Annotated in this window: 12 protein-coding genes, 3 tRNA genes and 1 pseudogene; 1 reads left to right on the forward strand and 15 read right to left on the reverse strand. The window is 62.2% G+C overall.

Going from position 1 to position 15,737, the window contains the following annotated elements; all coding sequences use genetic code 11:
- Positions 1-14 precede the first annotated feature (14 nt).
- The 11 genes and pseudogenes from nuoG to OVA12_RS16710 form a co-directional block, all read right to left on the reverse strand.
- Entirely contained in the window at positions 15-2,084 is a 2,070-nt protein-coding gene (gene nuoG / locus OVA12_RS16660) for an NADH-quinone oxidoreductase subunit NuoG (protein WP_268139302.1), read from the reverse strand.
- 28 nt (positions 2,085-2,112) lie between these two features.
- Complete coding sequence (gene nuoF, locus OVA12_RS16665) at positions 2,113-3,414, reverse strand: NADH-quinone oxidoreductase subunit NuoF (RefSeq protein ID WP_268139304.1); 1,302 nt, start codon at positions 3,412-3,414, stop codon at positions 2,113-2,115.
- Positions 3,415-3,423: 9 nt separating this feature from the next.
- The gene (gene nuoE, locus OVA12_RS16670) at positions 3,424-4,596 is read right to left on the reverse strand and encodes an NADH-quinone oxidoreductase subunit NuoE (RefSeq protein WP_268139306.1); all 1,173 of its coding nucleotides are present in this window, start codon (positions 4,594-4,596) and stop codon (positions 3,424-3,426) included.
- Positions 4,597-4,812: 216 nt separating this feature from the next.
- Positions 4,813-5,998 (reverse strand): annotated as a pseudogene (locus OVA12_RS16675) (NADH-quinone oxidoreductase subunit D).
- Between the two features lie 10 nt (positions 5,999-6,008).
- Entirely contained in the window at positions 6,009-6,614 is a 606-nt protein-coding gene (locus OVA12_RS16680) for an NADH-quinone oxidoreductase subunit C (protein ID WP_268139308.1), read from the reverse strand.
- Between the two features lie 126 nt (positions 6,615-6,740).
- Positions 6,741-7,322: a NuoB/complex I 20 kDa subunit family protein gene (locus OVA12_RS16685; protein WP_198647003.1), complete on the reverse strand. Its 582-nt coding sequence runs from the start codon at positions 7,320-7,322 to the stop codon at positions 6,741-6,743.
- Positions 7,313-7,678 carry an NADH-quinone oxidoreductase subunit A gene (locus OVA12_RS16690; RefSeq protein WP_106753291.1) on the reverse strand — a complete coding sequence of 122 codons (366 nt, stop codon included), beginning with the start codon at positions 7,676-7,678 and terminating at the stop codon, positions 7,313-7,315. Before OVA12_RS16690 ends, OVA12_RS16685 begins: the two co-directional genes overlap by 10 nt.
- 451 nt (positions 7,679-8,129) lie before the next feature.
- Positions 8,130-8,206 (reverse strand) — tRNA-Asp (locus tag OVA12_RS16695).
- Positions 8,207-8,246: 40 nt separating this feature from the next.
- Positions 8,247-8,323: transfer RNA gene (locus OVA12_RS16700), tRNA-Asp, on the reverse strand.
- Positions 8,324-8,748: 425 nt separating this feature from the next.
- Positions 8,749-8,824: transfer RNA gene (locus OVA12_RS16705), tRNA-Val, on the reverse strand.
- Between the two features lie 278 nt (positions 8,825-9,102).
- Complete coding sequence (locus OVA12_RS16710) at positions 9,103-9,642, reverse strand: winged helix-turn-helix transcriptional regulator (protein ID WP_268139310.1); 540 nt, start codon at positions 9,640-9,642, stop codon at positions 9,103-9,105.
- Positions 9,643-9,681: 39 nt separating this feature from the next.
- Here OVA12_RS16710 and OVA12_RS16715 point away from each other — a divergent pair, with 39 nt between their 5' ends.
- Positions 9,682-10,062: a VOC family protein gene (locus OVA12_RS16715; protein ID WP_268139312.1), complete on the forward strand. Its 381-nt coding sequence runs from the start codon at positions 9,682-9,684 to the stop codon at positions 10,060-10,062.
- Positions 10,063-10,307: 245 nt separating this feature from the next.
- On the opposite strand, the gene OVA12_RS16720 is transcribed toward OVA12_RS16715, so the two are convergent.
- The 4 genes from OVA12_RS16720 to clpP form a co-directional block, all read right to left on the reverse strand.
- Entirely contained in the window at positions 10,308-10,583 is a 276-nt protein-coding gene (locus OVA12_RS16720) for an HU family DNA-binding protein (protein WP_268139315.1), read from the reverse strand.
- 188 nt (positions 10,584-10,771) lie between these two features.
- A complete protein-coding gene (gene lon / locus OVA12_RS16725; protein WP_442793887.1) occupies positions 10,772-13,207 on the reverse strand; it encodes an endopeptidase La in 2,436 nt (811 codons plus the stop codon).
- Between the two features lie 318 nt (positions 13,208-13,525).
- Entirely contained in the window at positions 13,526-14,788 is a 1,263-nt protein-coding gene (gene clpX, locus OVA12_RS16730; protein WP_268139320.1) for an ATP-dependent Clp protease ATP-binding subunit ClpX, read from the reverse strand.
- Positions 14,789-14,991: 203 nt separating this feature from the next.
- Positions 14,992-15,627 (reverse strand): ATP-dependent Clp endopeptidase proteolytic subunit ClpP, encoded by a 636-nt coding sequence (clpP, locus tag OVA12_RS16735; RefSeq protein ID WP_268139323.1) that lies wholly within the window; start codon positions 15,625-15,627, stop codon positions 14,992-14,994.
- Positions 15,628-15,737: the final 110 nt, after the last annotated feature.

Genomic DNA, 15,737 nt, shown 5'->3' on the forward strand with positions numbered 1-15,737 from the left:
CTGTCCCCTGCCCCTTATTCCGCAGCCGCTGCCATGCGCGCCTTGGCCAGGGCGGAGCATTCCGCCATGACCTTCGACGCACGGGCAATCGGGTTGGTCAGATAGAAATCGCTGATGACGTTGTGGAACGCCGCCGAGTTGGCCTTGCCACCGGCAGCAGCCAGCTTCGCCACGTCCGCCGGGTCACCGGCGGCAATGCTGTCGATCGCGGCCATGTGCGGATGCGCCTCGAACAGCTTGGCGCGCAGCTGCGCCAGCGTGTCGAACGGCAGCGCCTTGCCCAGAACCGCCGAGAGCGCACGCAGGATGGCCCAGTCTTCACGGGCTTCGCCAAGCGGGAAGCCGGCACGCTCACCGAGCTGCACACGGCCTTCGGTGTTGACGTAGATCGCCGACTTTTCCGTGTAGGCCGCACCCGGCAGGATGACGTCGGCGCGGTGTGCGCCCTTGTCACCGTGGGTGCCCTGGTAGACGACAAAGGCGCCTGCGGGGATCTGGATCTCGTCCACGCCGAGCAGGAACAGCACGTCGAGGCTGTTCTCGGCGAGGATCTGACCGGTGGTCAGACCGCCCTCGCCCGGCACGAAGCCGATGTCGAGTGCACCAACCTGGGCAGCTTCCGTGTGCAGGACACTGAACCCGTTCCAGTCGGCACGGACAGCACCGCGGCTCTCGGCAAGCTTGGCGGCCAGCGCCAGGACGGCCGCGCCATCCGGACGGTTGATCGCGCCCTGACCCACGATGATCAGCGGCTTCTTGGCGCCCGCGAGGAACGACGCGTCATCAATCAGGGCTGCGAGCGTGTCCGGGCCAGCACCGCGATAGGTCGCCGGGTAGGTCAGATCCGCGTTCTGGCCGATGATGTTGACCTCGACCGGACCCTTGACCCAACGCTTGCGCAGACGGGCGTTCAGCACCGGAGCCTCGACGCGCGGGTTGGTGCCGATCAGGACGATGGCATCCGCCTCGTCAATGCCGGCAACCGTGGCGTTGAACAGGTAGCTGGCACGACCGTTCTTCGGATGCAGCGGCGAGCCGGGGAAGCGGCTGTCGAGGTTCTTCACGCCGAGGCTCTCCATGAGCAGCTTCAGCGCAAACATTTCTTCAACGCCCGACAGCTGACCGACGAGCGCGCCGATCTTGTCGGCGCTCGTTGCCTTCACCTTGTCGGCGATGATCTGGAACGCCTCGGCCCAGGAGACCGGCACGATCTTGCCGTCCTTGCGGGCATAGGGGCGATCAAGGCGCTGGGTCTTCAGACCATCCCAGATGTAGCGGGACTTGTCCGAGATCCACTCCTCGTTGACCTCTTCATTGAGGCGCGGCATGACGCGCATGACTTCACGGCCACGGGTGTCGACGCGGATGGCCGAGCCGAGCGCGTCCATCACGTCGATGCTTTCGGTCTTCACCAGTTCCCAGGGACGGGCCTTGAACTCGTAAGGCTTGTGCGTGAGCGCGCCCACCGGGCACAGGTCAGCGGCGTTGCCCTGCATTTCGGACGACAGCGCAGCTTCCAGGTAGGTGGTGATCTCGGCATCCTCGCCGCGGCCGATCAGGCCCATGTCGGCGACGCCGCACACTTCCGTCGTGAAACGGACGCAGCGGGTGCAGTGGATGCAGCGGGTCATGATCGTCTTGATCAGCGGACCGATGTTCTTGTTCTCGACCGCGCGCTTGTTCTCGTGGAACCGCGAACCGTCGACGCCATAGGCCATCGCCTGGTCCTGCAGGTCGCACTCGCCGCCCTGATCGCAGATCGGGCAATCCAGCGGGTGGTTGATGAGCAGGAACTCCATCACGCCTTCGCGCGCCTTCTTGAGCATCGGGCTCTTGGTCAGGACGACGGGCGGCTCGCCATTCGGTCCAGGACGCAGATCCTTGACGCCCATGGCGCAGGATGCGGTCGGCTTCGGGGGGCCGCCCTTCACTTCGACGAGGCACATGCGGCAGTTGCCGGCAATGGACAGACGGTCGTGATAGCAGAAGCGCGGCACTTCCGCGCCGGCCTCTTCGCAGGCCTGCAGCAGGGTGTAGTCCGCCGGGACGTCTACTTCATTGCCGTCGATGATCAGCTTTGTCATCGCGTGTCTCCGAATCCTCGTTCCCGGTTTACTCGGCCGCAACCAGCGTCTTGGGCGCACGGGTCTTGGCGACATAGTCGTCAATCCGCGCCTCGATCACCGGACGGAAGTTCTTGATCAGGCCCTGGATCGGCCAGGCAGCCGCATCGCCAAGGGCGCAGATCGTGTGGCCTTCGACCTGCTTGGTCACGTTGAACAGCATGTCGATCTCCTCGCGCGAGGACTGACCCTTGACCATGCGTTCCATGACGCGCCACATCCAGCCCGTGCCCTCGCGGCACGGCGTGCACTGACCGCAGCTCTCATGCTTGTAGAAGTAGCTGAGACGGGCAATCGCCTTGATGATGTCGGTCGACTTGTCCATCACGATCACCGCCGCCGTGCCAAGGCCGGAGCCAAGGCCGCGCAGGGTGTCGAAGTCCATGGCGACGTCCTTAACCTGCTCGCCGGTCAGGCAAGGCACGGACGAACCGCCCGGGATCACGGCCAGAAGATTGTCCCAGCCGCCACGAATGCCGCCGCAATGGCGCTCGATCAGCTCGCGGAACGGAATGCCGAGTTCTTCTTCCACGGTGCACGGCTTGTTGACGTGACCGGAGATGCAGAACAGCTTGGTGCCGGTGTTGTTCGGCTTGCCGAGACCGGCAAACCAGGCACCGCCACGACGCAGGATGGTCGGGGCGACAGCGATGGATTCGACGTTGTTCACCGTCGTCGGGCAGCCGTAGAGGCCAACGTTGGCCGGGAACGGCGGCTTCAGGCGCGGCTGGCCCTTCTTGCCTTCCAGGCTTTCGAGCAGCGCGGTTTCCTCACCGCAGATGTAGGCACCTGCGCCGTGATGGACGTAGATGTCGAAATCGTAGCCGTTCTTGTTGTTCTTGCCGATCAGGCCAGCCTCATAGGCCTGGTCGATGGCACCCTGAAGGCGCTCACGCTCGCGAATGAACTCGCCGCGCACATAGATGTAGGCCGCAATGGCGCCCATGGCGTAGCCGGCGAGCAAGCAGCCTTCAACCAGCGTATGCGGGTCGTGGCGCAGGATCTCGCGGTCCTTGCAGGTGCCCGGCTCGGACTCGTCGGCGTTGACGACGAGGTAAGACGGACGGCCATCGCTGGCCTTCGGCATGAACGACCACTTGAGACCGGTCGGGAAGCCTGCACCGCCACGGCCGCGCAGTCCCGACCCCTTCATCTCGTCGATGATCCAGTCACGGCCCTTTTCGATCAACGCCTTGGTGTTGTCCCAATGGCCACGCTTGCGCGCGCCCTCAAGACCCCAGTCGTGCAGGCCGTAAATATTGGTGAAGATCCGATCCTGATCCTTCAGCATCTCGCCCTCTCACCCCTCACTCTTGCTGGACGGCACGTCGCCGGCGTCCACGCGCTTGGAGAATTCCGTTTCGCCGCCGGTCGCCAGGGTCTTGGCCTGAACGATCCACTCTTCACGGTCGATACGGCCCTTGAAGTTCAGATTGGATTCAACCCAGGCCTTGTTGGCATCGGTCCAACCGGCGATCTGGTCAAAGTGATAGACGCCAAGCTCGTTCAGCGTGGCTTCGATCTTCGGACCAATCCCCTTGATCCGCTTGAGATCATCCGCCTTGCCTTCACGGGCAGTCGTCAGCAGGCCGGGCTTCTCGCCCTCACCTGCCGGGCTTGCAGCCTCCGGCTTTGCCGGTGCAGCAGCAGCAGGAGCTGCGGCAGCAGGGGCCGGCGCAGGTGCTGCAGCAGCTGCCGCCTTACGGGCTGCAACCTCGGCCTTGACGCGCGCGACCGCATCCTCAGCCGGCGTCGGAACGCCGTTGTAGTCATGTCCGCCGCCGTTGATCGACGCGCCGGCGAAGGCATGCGAAGCCTTGGCGTTGCCGTCGACAACATGGGCGTAGGGCAGCGCGCCAACCGTATCGTCGCTCAGCGAGGTCAGGGTCGTTGCCCCGCCCTCAGGAGCGCCAAAGCGGCGGTCAATCTGCGGACCCGGTGTGATTTCACGGCCGGCGGCGATGCCCTCGATCAGCTTCTCGAGGCTCTCCGGGGTCAGGTCTTCGTAGGTGTCCTTGAAGATCTGGACCATCGGCGCGTTGACGCAGGCACCAAGGCACTCGACCTCTTCCCAGGAGAAGTTGCCATCAGCCGACAGTTCGTGCGAATGCGCCGCGATCTTCGACTTGCAGACGCGGATCAGGTCCTCAGCGCCCCGCAGCTGGCACGGCGTGGTGCCGCAAACCTGGATATGCGCCTTCTTGCCGACCGGCTGAAGCTGGAACATCGTGTAGAATGTCGCGACTTCCAGCACGCGGATATGCGGCATGTCCAGCATTTCGGCGATGTAGCGGATGGCAGGCTCGCAGACCCAGCCCTCATTCTGCTCCTGTGCGCGCCACAGCAACGGAATGACTGCAGAGGCCTGACGACCAGCCGGATAGCGGTCAATCACCTTCTGTGCCCAGGCAAGGTTCTCCGCCGTGAAAGCGAAGTTGTCCGGTTGTTCCGCGGCAAGTCTGCGAACCGCCATGGTCTGATCCCCGTTCCGTATGTCTCAGGCCGCTTGGCCCTGTCCTGTAGCCGCCCGATGCGGACGTCTTCACGACAGGCCCGCGGCGACTGCGGGTTGCGCCAGGGCAAGGCCCCGGTGCCGATTGAATTGCTGCCGGGAAAGGGCAATCCCCTGCCCGGCTTCGAAATCTTGCTCCGGCAACCGGTCAGACCGGAGCCGGAAAACGGACCGCGCTTAGCGGTCAACCTCGCCGAACACAATGTCGAGCGAGCCAAGGATGGCCGACACGTCCGCCAGCTGATGGCCACGGCAGAGGTAGTCCATCGCCTGCAGGTGGGCGTAGCCCGGAGCCTTGATCTTGCAGCGGTACGGCTTGTTGGTGCCGTCAGCCACGAGATAGACGCCGAATTCGCCCTTCGGCGCCTCGACAGCGGCATACACTTCGCCGGCCGGGACGTGATAGCCCTCGGTGTACAGCTTGAAGTGATGGATCAGCGCTTCCATCGACCGCTTCATCTCGCCGCGCTTCGGCGGCACGATCTTGCCGTCAGTCGACGAAATCGGACCCGTCTCCTTGGTCAGGCGCTCAAGGCACTGCTTCATGATCCGGACCGACTGGCGCATCTCTTCCACGCGGATGAGATATCGGTCGTAGCAGTCGCCGTTCTTGCCGATCGGAATGTCGAAGTCGAGATCGGCGTAGCACTCATAGGGCTGCGACTTGCGCAGGTCCCAGGCAGCGCCGGACCCGCGAACCATGACGCCGGAGAAGCCCCAGGCCCAGGCCTCGTCAAGCGTCACGACGCCGATGTCGACGTTGCGCTGCTTGAAGATACGGTTGTCGGTCAGCAGGCCCCTCGATGTCGTCCAGCGTCTGCAGGAACGGATCACAGAAGTCCCAGATGTCGTCCAGCAGCGCACGCGGCAGATCCTGGTGCACACCACCTGGACGAACATAGGCTGCGTGCATGCGGGCGCCACAGGCGCGCTCATAGAACACCATCAGCTCTTCGCGCGGCTCGAAGCCCCACAGCGGCGGGGTCAGCGCGCCAACGTCCATGGCCTGCGTGGTCACGTTCAGGAGATGCGACAGGATGCGGCCGATTTCCGAGAAGAGGACGCGGATCAGCTGGCCACGCATCGGCACGGTGATGCCGAGCATCTTTTCCACGGCCAGCGCGAAGGCATGTTCCTGGTTCATCGGCGCCACGTAATCGAGGCGGTCGAAATACGGAACGGCCTGCAGATAGGTCTTCTGCTCGATCAGCTTCTCGGTGCCGCGATGCAGCAGGCCGATATGCGGATCGACGCGCGTGACCACTTCGCCGTCAAGCTCCAGCACGAGGCGCAACACGCCGTGCGCCGCCGGATGCTGCGGACCGAAGTTGATGTTGAAATTGCGAACCTGAGCCTCAGCCATCTTGCCCGCCTTAATTCGTCGTTGCCTTCTCATCGCCCGGCAGCACGTAGTCCGTGCCTTCCCAGGGCGAGAGGAAGTCGAAGTTGCGGAATTCCTGGTTCAGACGCACGGGCTCGTAAACCACGCGCTTCTTCTCGTCGTCGTAACGCACTTCGACGTAACCGGTGACGGGAAAGTCCTTGCGGAGCGGATGGCCGTCAAAACCATAGTCGGTCAGGATGCGGCGCAGATCCGGGTGACCGGAGAACAGGATGCCGTACATGTCGTAGGCTTCGCGCTCGAACCATTCGGCCGACGGGAACACAGCGATCAGCGAGGGGACCGGCGTGTCTTCGTCGGTCGCGACCTTCACGCGGATGCGCTGGTTCTGGACCGGAGACATCAGGTGATAGACGACGTCGAACCGCTTTTCGCGTGCCGGGTAGTCCACGCCGCAGATATCCGTCAGGTTGACGAACTTGCAGCTCGCATCGTCCCGCAGGAAGCGGATCGCATCCACGATCGCCGGCGCGCCGACCACCAGGGTCAGTTCGCCATAGGCGACGGACCAGCCCAGAAGCTTGTCATGAAGCCCCTGCTGGATATGCTCGCCGAGTTCCTTGAGCGTCTCGTCCATCGTATCGACCTCGACAATGGCCCCGTGAGCGTCACGCGGGGCTCTCCCTCAAGGCACCGTCGCCGGTGCCGCTGGCAGGTTGTCCCCGCCCGTCCTGCCCAGCCAGACTTGCGCCTGGCCCGAGCCTTAGCGTTCGATCGTGCCGGTGCGGCGGATCTTCTTCTGCAGCATCAGCACGCCATAGAGCAGCGCTTCTGCCGTCGGCGGGCAGCCCGGGACATAGATGTCGACCGGAACGATGCGGTCACAGCCGCGCACCACCGAATAGGAATAGTGATAGTAGCCGCCGCCGTTGGCACAGGAGCCCATGGAGATGACATAGCGCGGCTCCGGCATCTGGTCATAGACCTTGCGCAGGGCCGGGGCCATCTTGTTGGTCAGCGTGCCGGCGACGATCATCACGTCGGACTGGCGTGGGCTGGCGCGCGGAGCAAAGCCGAAACGCTCGGCGTCATACCGCGGCATCGACATCTGCATCATTTCGACAGCGCAGCAGGCCAGACCAAAGGTCATCCACATCAGCGAGCCGGTACGGGCCCACTGGATCAGGCTGTCGGTCGAGGTGACGAGAAAGCCCTTGTCGGCCAGCTCGTCATTGACCTGCGAGAAAAAGGCATCGTTCGAGCCGATCGGCTTGCCGGTGGCCGGATCGATCAGGCCCTTCGGCTGCGGCGCGACGAGCGGGCCGGAAGACGTGGTCAGTCCCATTCCAGTGCCCCCTTCTTCCATTCGTAGATGAAGCCGATTGTCAGCACGCCGAGGAACACCATCATCGACCAGAAGCCGTACCAGCCCAGATCACCGAACACGACGGCCCAGGGGAACAGGAAGGCGACTTCCAGATCGAAGATGATGAACAGGATCGAGACGAGATAGAAGCGCACGTCAAACTTCATGCGCGCGTCGTCGAAGGCGTTGAACCCGCACTCATAGGCGGAGAGCTTTTCTGGATCCGGCTTCGAATAGGCCAGCAAAAACGGCGACACCAGCAACGCCAGGCCAATGACCAGCGAGATGCCGATGAAGACGGCAATCGGGATATAGTCCCGCAACAGATCTTCCATGTCTTTCGCGTCCTTGCATTTGGCGGGCCGGATCGGGAGGAGATCCAGTCGCAACGGACAGGCGCGATGGCGCGACTCATGCCCGCAGCGGCCCCGGTTTAACCAACATGCGAGCGCACGATTAGCCCACGCGCATGGGCAACGCAAGAGGCCAGACCGGTCAAACACAAGCACAATTCGTTCTGGCACAAGCCCTGCTCTAGCAATTTTTGCCGGTCACGCCGCGAGGGCAGCGGATTTCCGCCTGAAATGCGCCGCAATTTCTCTCAGCTTGCGGCAGCGCAAGGCGACACCTCGCCGCAGAACTCTCGCTGGAAATGGTTGTTGGCCGGCTAATCGCCGCAGGCACCGGATGGCGGCCTTTGCACGCAGGGCCGCTGGCGGTGTGAATGTTCTGGTGAATTGCTGGCAAAGAAAAAGGCCCCACGAGGGGGCCTGTTCTTTTCGTGAGTGGCGCGAGTGACGGGGCTCGAACCCGCGACCTCCGGCGTGACAGGCCGGCACTCTAACCAACTGAGCTACACCCGCACATCTCACGAAGCGGTCGCCACTTCCAGAACCTGGAGAGTGGCGCGAGTGACGGGGCTCGAACCCGCGACCTCCGGCGTGACAGGCCGGCACTCTAACCAACTGAGCTACACCCGCTTCGCTCCTGCAAACCGTGTGGCCTGCAAGAAGTGGGCGTGGTGTACGGCGCTGAGAGCGGGAAGTCAAGCACCTGAAACAGCGTTCTGTGCGGTTTTTCAGAGAGCGCGAAAACTTGCCCGGATCCCTTGCGGAAACCTCGGATTTCACTTGTGAATAACCGCCGTTTCCGCAGCCGACTAAAAATTTGGTCCGGCAGAAATCTCTTCTCCGGCAAAAGGTTATCCACAGCCAATGCAAGAATGCCGGCGTCTGATCCAGACGTCGCAAAGTGGGTCCGACCCGGCAGATTGGCGCGAGCGCCCTCGCCTTCCATCGGTCGTCTGGCTTGCGACAGGTTGCCGGTACAGGATCAGGCGCCGCAAGGCACAAAAAAACCCGGCGACTTTCGTGCCAGGTTCGTATCGCGTTGACATCGTGCGGAATGGTGGGCGGTGAGAGACTCGAACTCCCGACATCCTCGGTGTAAACGAGGCGCTCTACCAACTGAGCTAACCGCCCGCCGATAAATTGGCTCATAGGGGCTTCGGCCCAGCTTGGCAAGAGGCATTTCGAGGGCGGATTGCAATTCACCAGGAACCTGTGGGCAACATTTCGCGCCCTGCCTTCCCTGCTCAAGACCCGATGTGACAGCTGCATTCGCCAGGATCGAGATCAGACGATTCCTCGCGATAAGCGTTTGAGCTGGCGCAGACAGCGCAGGATGGACGCACGTTGGTTCCCACGCGCTCACCCGGACCCGCTGCTGTCTCAACTGCTTACGGGATGTCCCGGCCGGTTCAGCTCGCAAGCATCGCGTTCGTTACGCTGCTGATGATCGCACCGTTGTTTATGGCAGAGTAGATTGGTCTGGGCGGTCGCGTCTCCTCCTCAACACGCCTGCGAATCCAGGTCCTTTGCTCCATGCACCGCAGCGATTGCGACAAGGCCCGATCCGTGATCGAGGGTAAGCTCCGCTTTATTTCTCCGAACGGATGTGGCGTCTGCAGCGTGGTCAGAACCGGCAAGGTCCAGCACAGGCGCAGGAGGTCCTGTTCGTCAGTCCTGATGATGTGGAGAACCTCATTTGCCAATTTTGCCGCCGCCTCCCCCGCCGGCGTCAGCCGAAATTCCGGTCGTAGCGGGTGCCCGTAGCCCGGGTTTCGCTCCAGCAGTCCGATCATCAGGAGATGATCAAGGCTTTGCAGAAAAGCCGTCCTGCCGGCGCCAGTCGCAGCCAACAGCGCAGCCTGCCGCCCGGGGATGCCGAGATGGAGCTTGTCGAGAATGGGCAGCGCCCAGGCCCGCGAGGTGATCTTGACAATGAAGTTTATGTCCATATTGTATAGTTACTATATTTTTGAACGAAAGGACAGCCCATGGCTCTGGTTGCAGTCGATGAAACCATCACAATCGCCATGTCGGTCAAGGACCGGCACAAAAGCGCAGACTGGTATAAGGAGATGCTGGGCTTCGAGACCATCTTCCACATCGATGACGCCGGCTGGTCAGAGGTGCAGACAAACACAAAGCACGTGACGCTCGGTCTCGGCGAGCACGTTCAGCCAGCACCGGGGAACTGTGTCCCGGTCTTCGGCATTGCAGATCTCGATGCGGCGCGTGCCAAACTGGAGGGGGTCGGCGTCAGGTTCGATGGCCCGACAGAAGTCATCGAGGGTATGGTCAAGACCGCCACGTTCTATGATCCCGACGGGAACGCCTTGATGCTTGCGCAGAACCTGATGACGGACGCATCGTGATTGCGGGCGGAATTGTCCGGCAGTCTTTGATCTCCTGATTTAATGTCCGATCACAAGGGGCGGCCGGTCCACGAAACTGGCCGCCCTTCCCTTTTGTCTCGTCGCCGCGTGAAGATCCGTCCCGGTTGGACCAGCAACGCGCCACCGCCGGCGTCCGCGGCGGGACCTGCTCCAGAACATCGGCACAAAAAAACCCGCGCATTCGACCGAATGCGCGGGAAATCCTGTCCTGACGGACAAACAGATCAGGCGTTGACCGCGTCCTTGAGGCCCTTGCCGGCCTTGAACTTCGGCGTCTTGGAGGCCGGGATCTTGATCGTTTCGCCGGTGCGCGGGTTGCGACCTTCGGTGGCAGCACGCTCGGAAACCGAGAAGTTGCCGAAACCGATGATGCGGACTTCGTCGCCGCCCTTGAGCGCCTGGGTCACGGCTTCAAAGGTCGCATCAACAGCCTCACCGGCCTGCGCCTTGGTCAGGCCGGTCTTCTCGGCCACGGCCGCGATCAGATCGTTCTTGTTCATAGCAGTCCCTTTCTACAAAACGGCGAAAAGCAGGCGATTCTCGCCAAAGCCGCTGGCCGGAAATTCGTGGGAAACGGACCTCAAATCAAGCCATTTTTTCGCAGAAAACCGCCATTTTCACGCGATTTAGACGCAAAAAGCCCCGGTGGTTACCGGGGCTTTCGTTCGTCTAGACAAATTTTGCCGTGTCAATGGGCAATCAGGCCCGATGCATCGTCTTCGGCGGGGCGCTTGTCAGCGGCTGCTGCCGCCCGCGCTTCGTCCCATTCGATGGCTTCGGGCATGCGCAGAAGTGCGTTTTTCAGCACCTCTTCCATGCTCGATACCGGGATGATGTCGAGCGCGTTCTTCACGCTGTCCGGAATGTCCGCCAGATCCTTGGCGTTGTCCTCCGGGATCATCACGGTCTTGATGCCACCACGCAGGGCTGCAAGCAGCTTCTCCTTGAGGCCACCGATCGGCAGGATTCGGCCACGCAGGGTGATCTCACCGGTCATGGCGACATCGCGGCGGACCGGAATGCCGGTCATGACCGAGATCACCGCCGTGGCCATGGCGATACCGGCAGACGGACCATCCTTCGGCGTTGCGCCTTCCGGCACGTGCACGTGGATGTCGCGCTTGTCGAACAGCGGCGGCTCGATGCCGAAGTCGATGGCACGGGAGCGGACGTAGGATGCCGCTGCCGAGATCGATTCCTTCATCACGTCGCGCAGGTTGCCCGTGACCGTCATCTTGCCCTTGCCGGGCATCATGACGCCTTCGATGGTCAGCAGTTCGCCGCCCACTTCCGTCCAGGCAAGACCGGTGACGACACCGACCTGATCCTCGAGTTCCGCTTCGCCATACCGGTAACGCGGCACACCGAGGTAGGTTTCGACCATCGCGCTGTCGACCTGAACCGAGGTCACACCCTTCATCAGGATGTCCTTGACGGCCTTGCGGGCCAGGGTCGCCATCTCGCGCTCGAGATTACGCACGCCCGCTTCGCGGGTATAGCGGCGGATCACCTTGCGCAGCGCCTCGTCATCGACGGAGAACTCACCCGGCTTGAGGCCGTGATCCTTCTCCGCCTTCGGCAGCAGATGGCGGCGGGAGATCTCGACCTTCTCATCTTCGGTGTAGCCGGCGATGCGAATGATCTCCATGCGGTCCATCAGCGGAGCCGGGATGTTCAGCGTGTTGGCCGTCGTCACGAACATCACGTCCGAAAGGTCGTACTCGACCTCCAGGTAGTGGTCCATGAAGGCGCTGTTCTGTTCCGGATCGAGCACCTCGAGCAGGGCTGCCGACGGATCGCCGCGGAAGTCCATGCCCATCTTGTCGATCTCGTCGAGAAGGAACAACGGGTTCGACTTCTTCGCCTTCTTCATCGACTGGATGACCTTGCCGGGCATCGAGCCGATGTAGGTGCGCCGGTGACCACGGATCTCGGCCTCGTCACGCACGCCGCCCAGCGACATGCGCACGAATTCGCGGCCTGTCGCCTTGGCAATGGACTTGCCAAGCGAGGTCTTGCCGACGCCCGGAGGGCCGACGAGGCAAAGGATCGGGCCCTTCAGCTTGTTGGCGCGGGCCAGCACGGCGAGATACTCGACGATGCGTTCCTTGACCTTGTCGAGGCCGTAGTGATCGGTGTCCAGCACCTGTTCGGCGAGGGCGAGGTCGTTCTTGACCTTGCTCTTCTTGCCCCAGGGAATGCCCAGCATCCAGTCAAGGTAGTTGCGCACCACGGTGGCTTCCGCCGACATGGGGCTCATCTGCTTGAGCTTCTTGACCTCGGCATGGGCACGCTCGCGCGCTTCCTTGCTGAGCTTGGTCTTCTTGATGCGCTCTTCCAGTTCGGCCAGCTCGTCACGGCCGTCTTCGCCGTCACCCAGCTCCTTCTGGATCGCCTTCATCTGTTCATTGAGGTAGTACTCGCGCTGGGTCTTCTCCATCTGGCGCTTGACGCGCGAGCGGATGCGCTTTTCCACCTGCAGGACGGAAATCTCGCTTTCCATCAGGCCAAGGACGCGCTCCAGACGTTCGGCGACGGAGACGATTCCGAGGATGTCCTGCTTTTCCGGGATCTTGATCGCCAGATGCGACGCGATGGTGTCGGCAAGCTTCGAGTAGTCCTCGATCTGGTTGACCGCGCCCAGAACCTCCGGCGAAACCTTCTTGTTCAGTTTCACGTAGTTCTCGAACTCGGCCACGACAGAGCGGGCGAGCGCCTCGACCTCGATGTTCTCGCCGTCCTTCTCGGGCAGCACTTCCGCCTCGGCCTCGTAGAAGTCGGACCGGTCGGTGTACTGGGTGATCCGCGCACGCGCGCCGCCCTCGACCAGCACCTTCACGGTGTTGTCGGGCAGCTTCAGCAGCTGGAGAACGGTGGCAAGCGTGCCGATCTCGTAGATGTCATCCGAGGCCGGATCATCATCGGCAGCGTTCTTCTGGGTGGCAAGCAGGATGTGCTTGTCGGAGGTCATGACCTCTTCGAGGGCGCGGATGGATTTCTCACGGCCAACGAACAGCGGGACAATCATGTGCGGGAACACAACGATGTCGCGCAGCGGGAGCACCGGATAGACAGTCTTTCCGGCCTCGTCGAGGGAGCGCGTTTCGATTTCGCTCATGTCCATTCCTTTCTGCGGCCTCTGGCGTCCAGGGAGGAGGACGGATGCCTGAGGCTCTCCTTGGATGGTCTTCCGCCCCGGGGTGGTGCGGATCCTGGCCGGTTCCGGACGTCCCCCATGGGCAACGACGCTGAACCGCCGAACCATCGTTCGACCTATTAGGTGGACACCGGGGGTCCGGGTGTCAAGGCAGCGGCGGAAGATGGGTGGCCTAGGCTGTTGAAGACGCCAGCCTTCCCACCGCTTCCTGCGGAAATGGTATCAGAAATGCAAAATGCCGCCCGGAATACGGGCGGCATCTGATGCACTCGGCAGTCTGGCGGATCAGGCCGAGGTGGCCGTCTCGGCGCGGTCTTCGTAGATGTAGAGCGGGCGAGCCTTGCCCTCCACCACATCCGGCGAGATCACGACTTCCTTGACGCCCTTCAGGCCCGGCAGCTCGTACATGGTGTCGAGCAGGATCGCTTCCAGGATCGAACGCAGTCCGCGCGCACCGGTCTTGCGGTCAATGGCGCGGCGGGCGATCGACTTCAGTGCGTCCTCGTGGAACGACAGCTCGACATTCTCCATCTCGAACAGACGCTGATACTGCTTCACAAGCGCGTTCTTCGGCTCGGTCAGGATGGTGATCAGTGCGTCTTCGTCGAGGTCCTCGAGGGTCGCGATCACCGGCAGTCGGCCGACGAATTCCGGGATCAGACCGAACTTCAGCAGATCTTCCGGCTCCAGTTCCGCAAACAGCTCACCGATGCGGCGGTCTTCCGGACCGACAACATTGGCCTTGAAGCCAATGGTCGACTTGCGGCCACGATCGGAAATGATCTTGTCGAGACCGGCAAAGGCGCCGCCGCAGATGAACAGGATGTTGGTCGTGTCCACCTGCAGGAATTCCTGCTGCGGGTGCTTGCGGCCGCCCTGCGGCGGAACCGAGGCCACGGTGCCTTCCATGATCTTCAAGAGGGCCTGCTGCACGCCTTCGCCCGAGACGTCACGGGTGATGGACGGATTGTCGGCCTTGCGCGAGATCTTGTCGACTTCGTCGATGTAGACGATGCCGCGCTGCGCGCGCTCGACGTTGTAGTCGGCCGCCTGCAGCAGCTTGAGGATGATGTTCTCCACATCCTCACCGACGTAACCGGCTTCGGTCAGCGTCGTGGCATCGGACATGGTGAAGGGAACATCGAGAATGCGCGCCAGCGTCTGGGCAAGCAGCGTCTTGCCGCAACCAGTCGGGCCGCAGAGCAGGATGTTCGACTTCGCCAGTTCCACGTCGTTGTTCTTCGAGGCGTGGTTCAGGCGCTTGTAATGGTTGTGCACTGCCACCGACAGCACCTTCTTGGCGCTGTTCTGGCCGATCACATAGTCATCCAGGACATGGCGAATTTCCTGCGGCGTGGGGATGCCATCGCGCGATTTCACCAGCGAGGACTTGTTCTCCTCGCGTATGATGTCCATGCACAGCTCGACACATTCATCGCAGATGAAAACAGTCGGGCCGGCGATCAGCTTGCGAACTTCGTGCTGGCTCTTGCCGCAGAACGAGCAGTAGAGCGTATTCTTGGAGTCGCTGCCGCTGGCCTTTGTCATCTATTCAACCCCGCAGGTTCCGAAAGGGCTCGCGCCCTTCCCCTTGTCGTTCCGGACCATGCACTGTGCACCTGATCCGACATTCGGTCCATGACCGCGTTTTCGGCGACTTCCACGGACGACCATCGTTCATGGATCGCCCGAAAAAATCAATATTCGTTTAAGCGGGCCAGACAAAGCTGGCCCTAACTCGTTATGACCGCTCAGGCCGTCGGAGCAGCCGACAGGCTGGAACGGTCGGAAATGACCGCATCGACGATGCCGAAGGACTTCGCCACCTCGGCAGTCATGAAGTTGTCACGTTCCAGCGCTTCTTCCACCTGGTCAAGCGACTGACCGGTGTGCTTCACGTAGATTTCATTCAGCCGGCGCTTCAGGCTCAGGATTTCCTGGGCATGCAGCATGATGTCGGCAGCCTGGCCACGGAAGCCACCCGACGGCTGGTGCACCATCACGCGAGCATTCGGCAGCGAGAAGCGGCTGCCCTTGTGGCCGGCCGCGAGCAGCAGCGAGCCCATCGAGGCGGCCTGACCGATGCACAGCGTCGACACTTCCGGCCGGATGAACTGCATCGTGTCATAGATCGCAAGGCCAGCCGTCACGAGGCCGCCGGGCGAATTGATGTAGATCGCGATTTCCTTGGTCGGATTTTCCGATTCCAGGAACAGCAGCTGGGCGCAGACGAGCGTCGCCAGGTGATCCTCGATCGGCCCCGTCAGGAAAATGATCCGCTCCTTGAGGAGACGGGAGTAGATATCGAAGGCCCGCTCACCGCGGTTCGTCTGCTCGACAACCATCGGCACGAGCGTGTTCGTGTAGAATTCGACGGGATCCTTCATACCTTGTCCACTTGCTGGCGCGTACCGGCCGGATCACCGGACGGCAGGCGGGAAAACGCGAGGCTCGACTTTCATGGGCCAGCCGGCGTGCAGCAGGCCCCTTGAGTCGA

The organism is Pannonibacter sp. SL95, from assembly GCF_026672425.1.
GTDB lineage: Bacteria > Pseudomonadota > Alphaproteobacteria > Rhizobiales > Stappiaceae > Pannonibacter.

Excerpts from the sequence above, each read along its gene's own strand:
- OVA12_RS16690 (WP_106753291.1), bottom strand. The coding sequence starts at position 7,678 with ATGGAAGATCTGTTGCGGGACTATATCCCGATTGCCGTCTTCATCGGC.
- OVA12_RS16680 (WP_268139308.1), bottom strand. The coding sequence starts at position 6,614 with ATGGACGAGACGCTCAAGGAACTCGGCGAGCATATCCAGCAGGGGCTT.
- OVA12_RS16685 (WP_198647003.1), bottom strand. The coding sequence starts at position 7,322 with ATGGGACTGACCACGTCTTCCGGCCCGCTCGTCGCGCCGCAGCCGAAG.
- OVA12_RS16720 (WP_268139315.1), bottom strand. The coding sequence starts at position 10,583 with ATGAACAAGAACGATCTGATCGCGGCCGTGGCCGAGAAGACCGGCCTG.
- lon (WP_442793887.1), bottom strand. The coding sequence starts at position 13,207 with ATGGACATGAGCGAAATCGAAACGCGCTCCCTCGACGAGGCCGGAAAG.
- clpP (WP_268139323.1), bottom strand. The coding sequence starts at position 15,627 with ATGAAGGATCCCGTCGAATTCTACACGAACACGCTCGTGCCGATGGTT.
- nuoF (WP_268139304.1), bottom strand. The coding sequence starts at position 3,414 with ATGCTGAAGGATCAGGATCGGATCTTCACCAATATTTACGGCCTGCAC.
- clpX (WP_268139320.1), bottom strand. The coding sequence starts at position 14,788 with ATGACAAAGGCCAGCGGCAGCGACTCCAAGAATACGCTCTACTGCTCG.
- nuoG (WP_268139302.1), bottom strand. The coding sequence starts at position 2,084 with ATGACAAAGCTGATCATCGACGGCAATGAAGTAGACGTCCCGGCGGAC.
- OVA12_RS16715 (WP_268139312.1), top strand. The coding sequence starts at position 9,682 with ATGGCTCTGGTTGCAGTCGATGAAACCATCACAATCGCCATGTCGGTC.
- OVA12_RS16710 (WP_268139310.1), bottom strand. The coding sequence starts at position 9,642 with ATGGACATAAACTTCATTGTCAAGATCACCTCGCGGGCCTGGGCGCTG.
- nuoE (WP_268139306.1), bottom strand. The coding sequence starts at position 4,596 with ATGGCGGTTCGCAGACTTGCCGCGGAACAACCGGACAACTTCGCTTTC.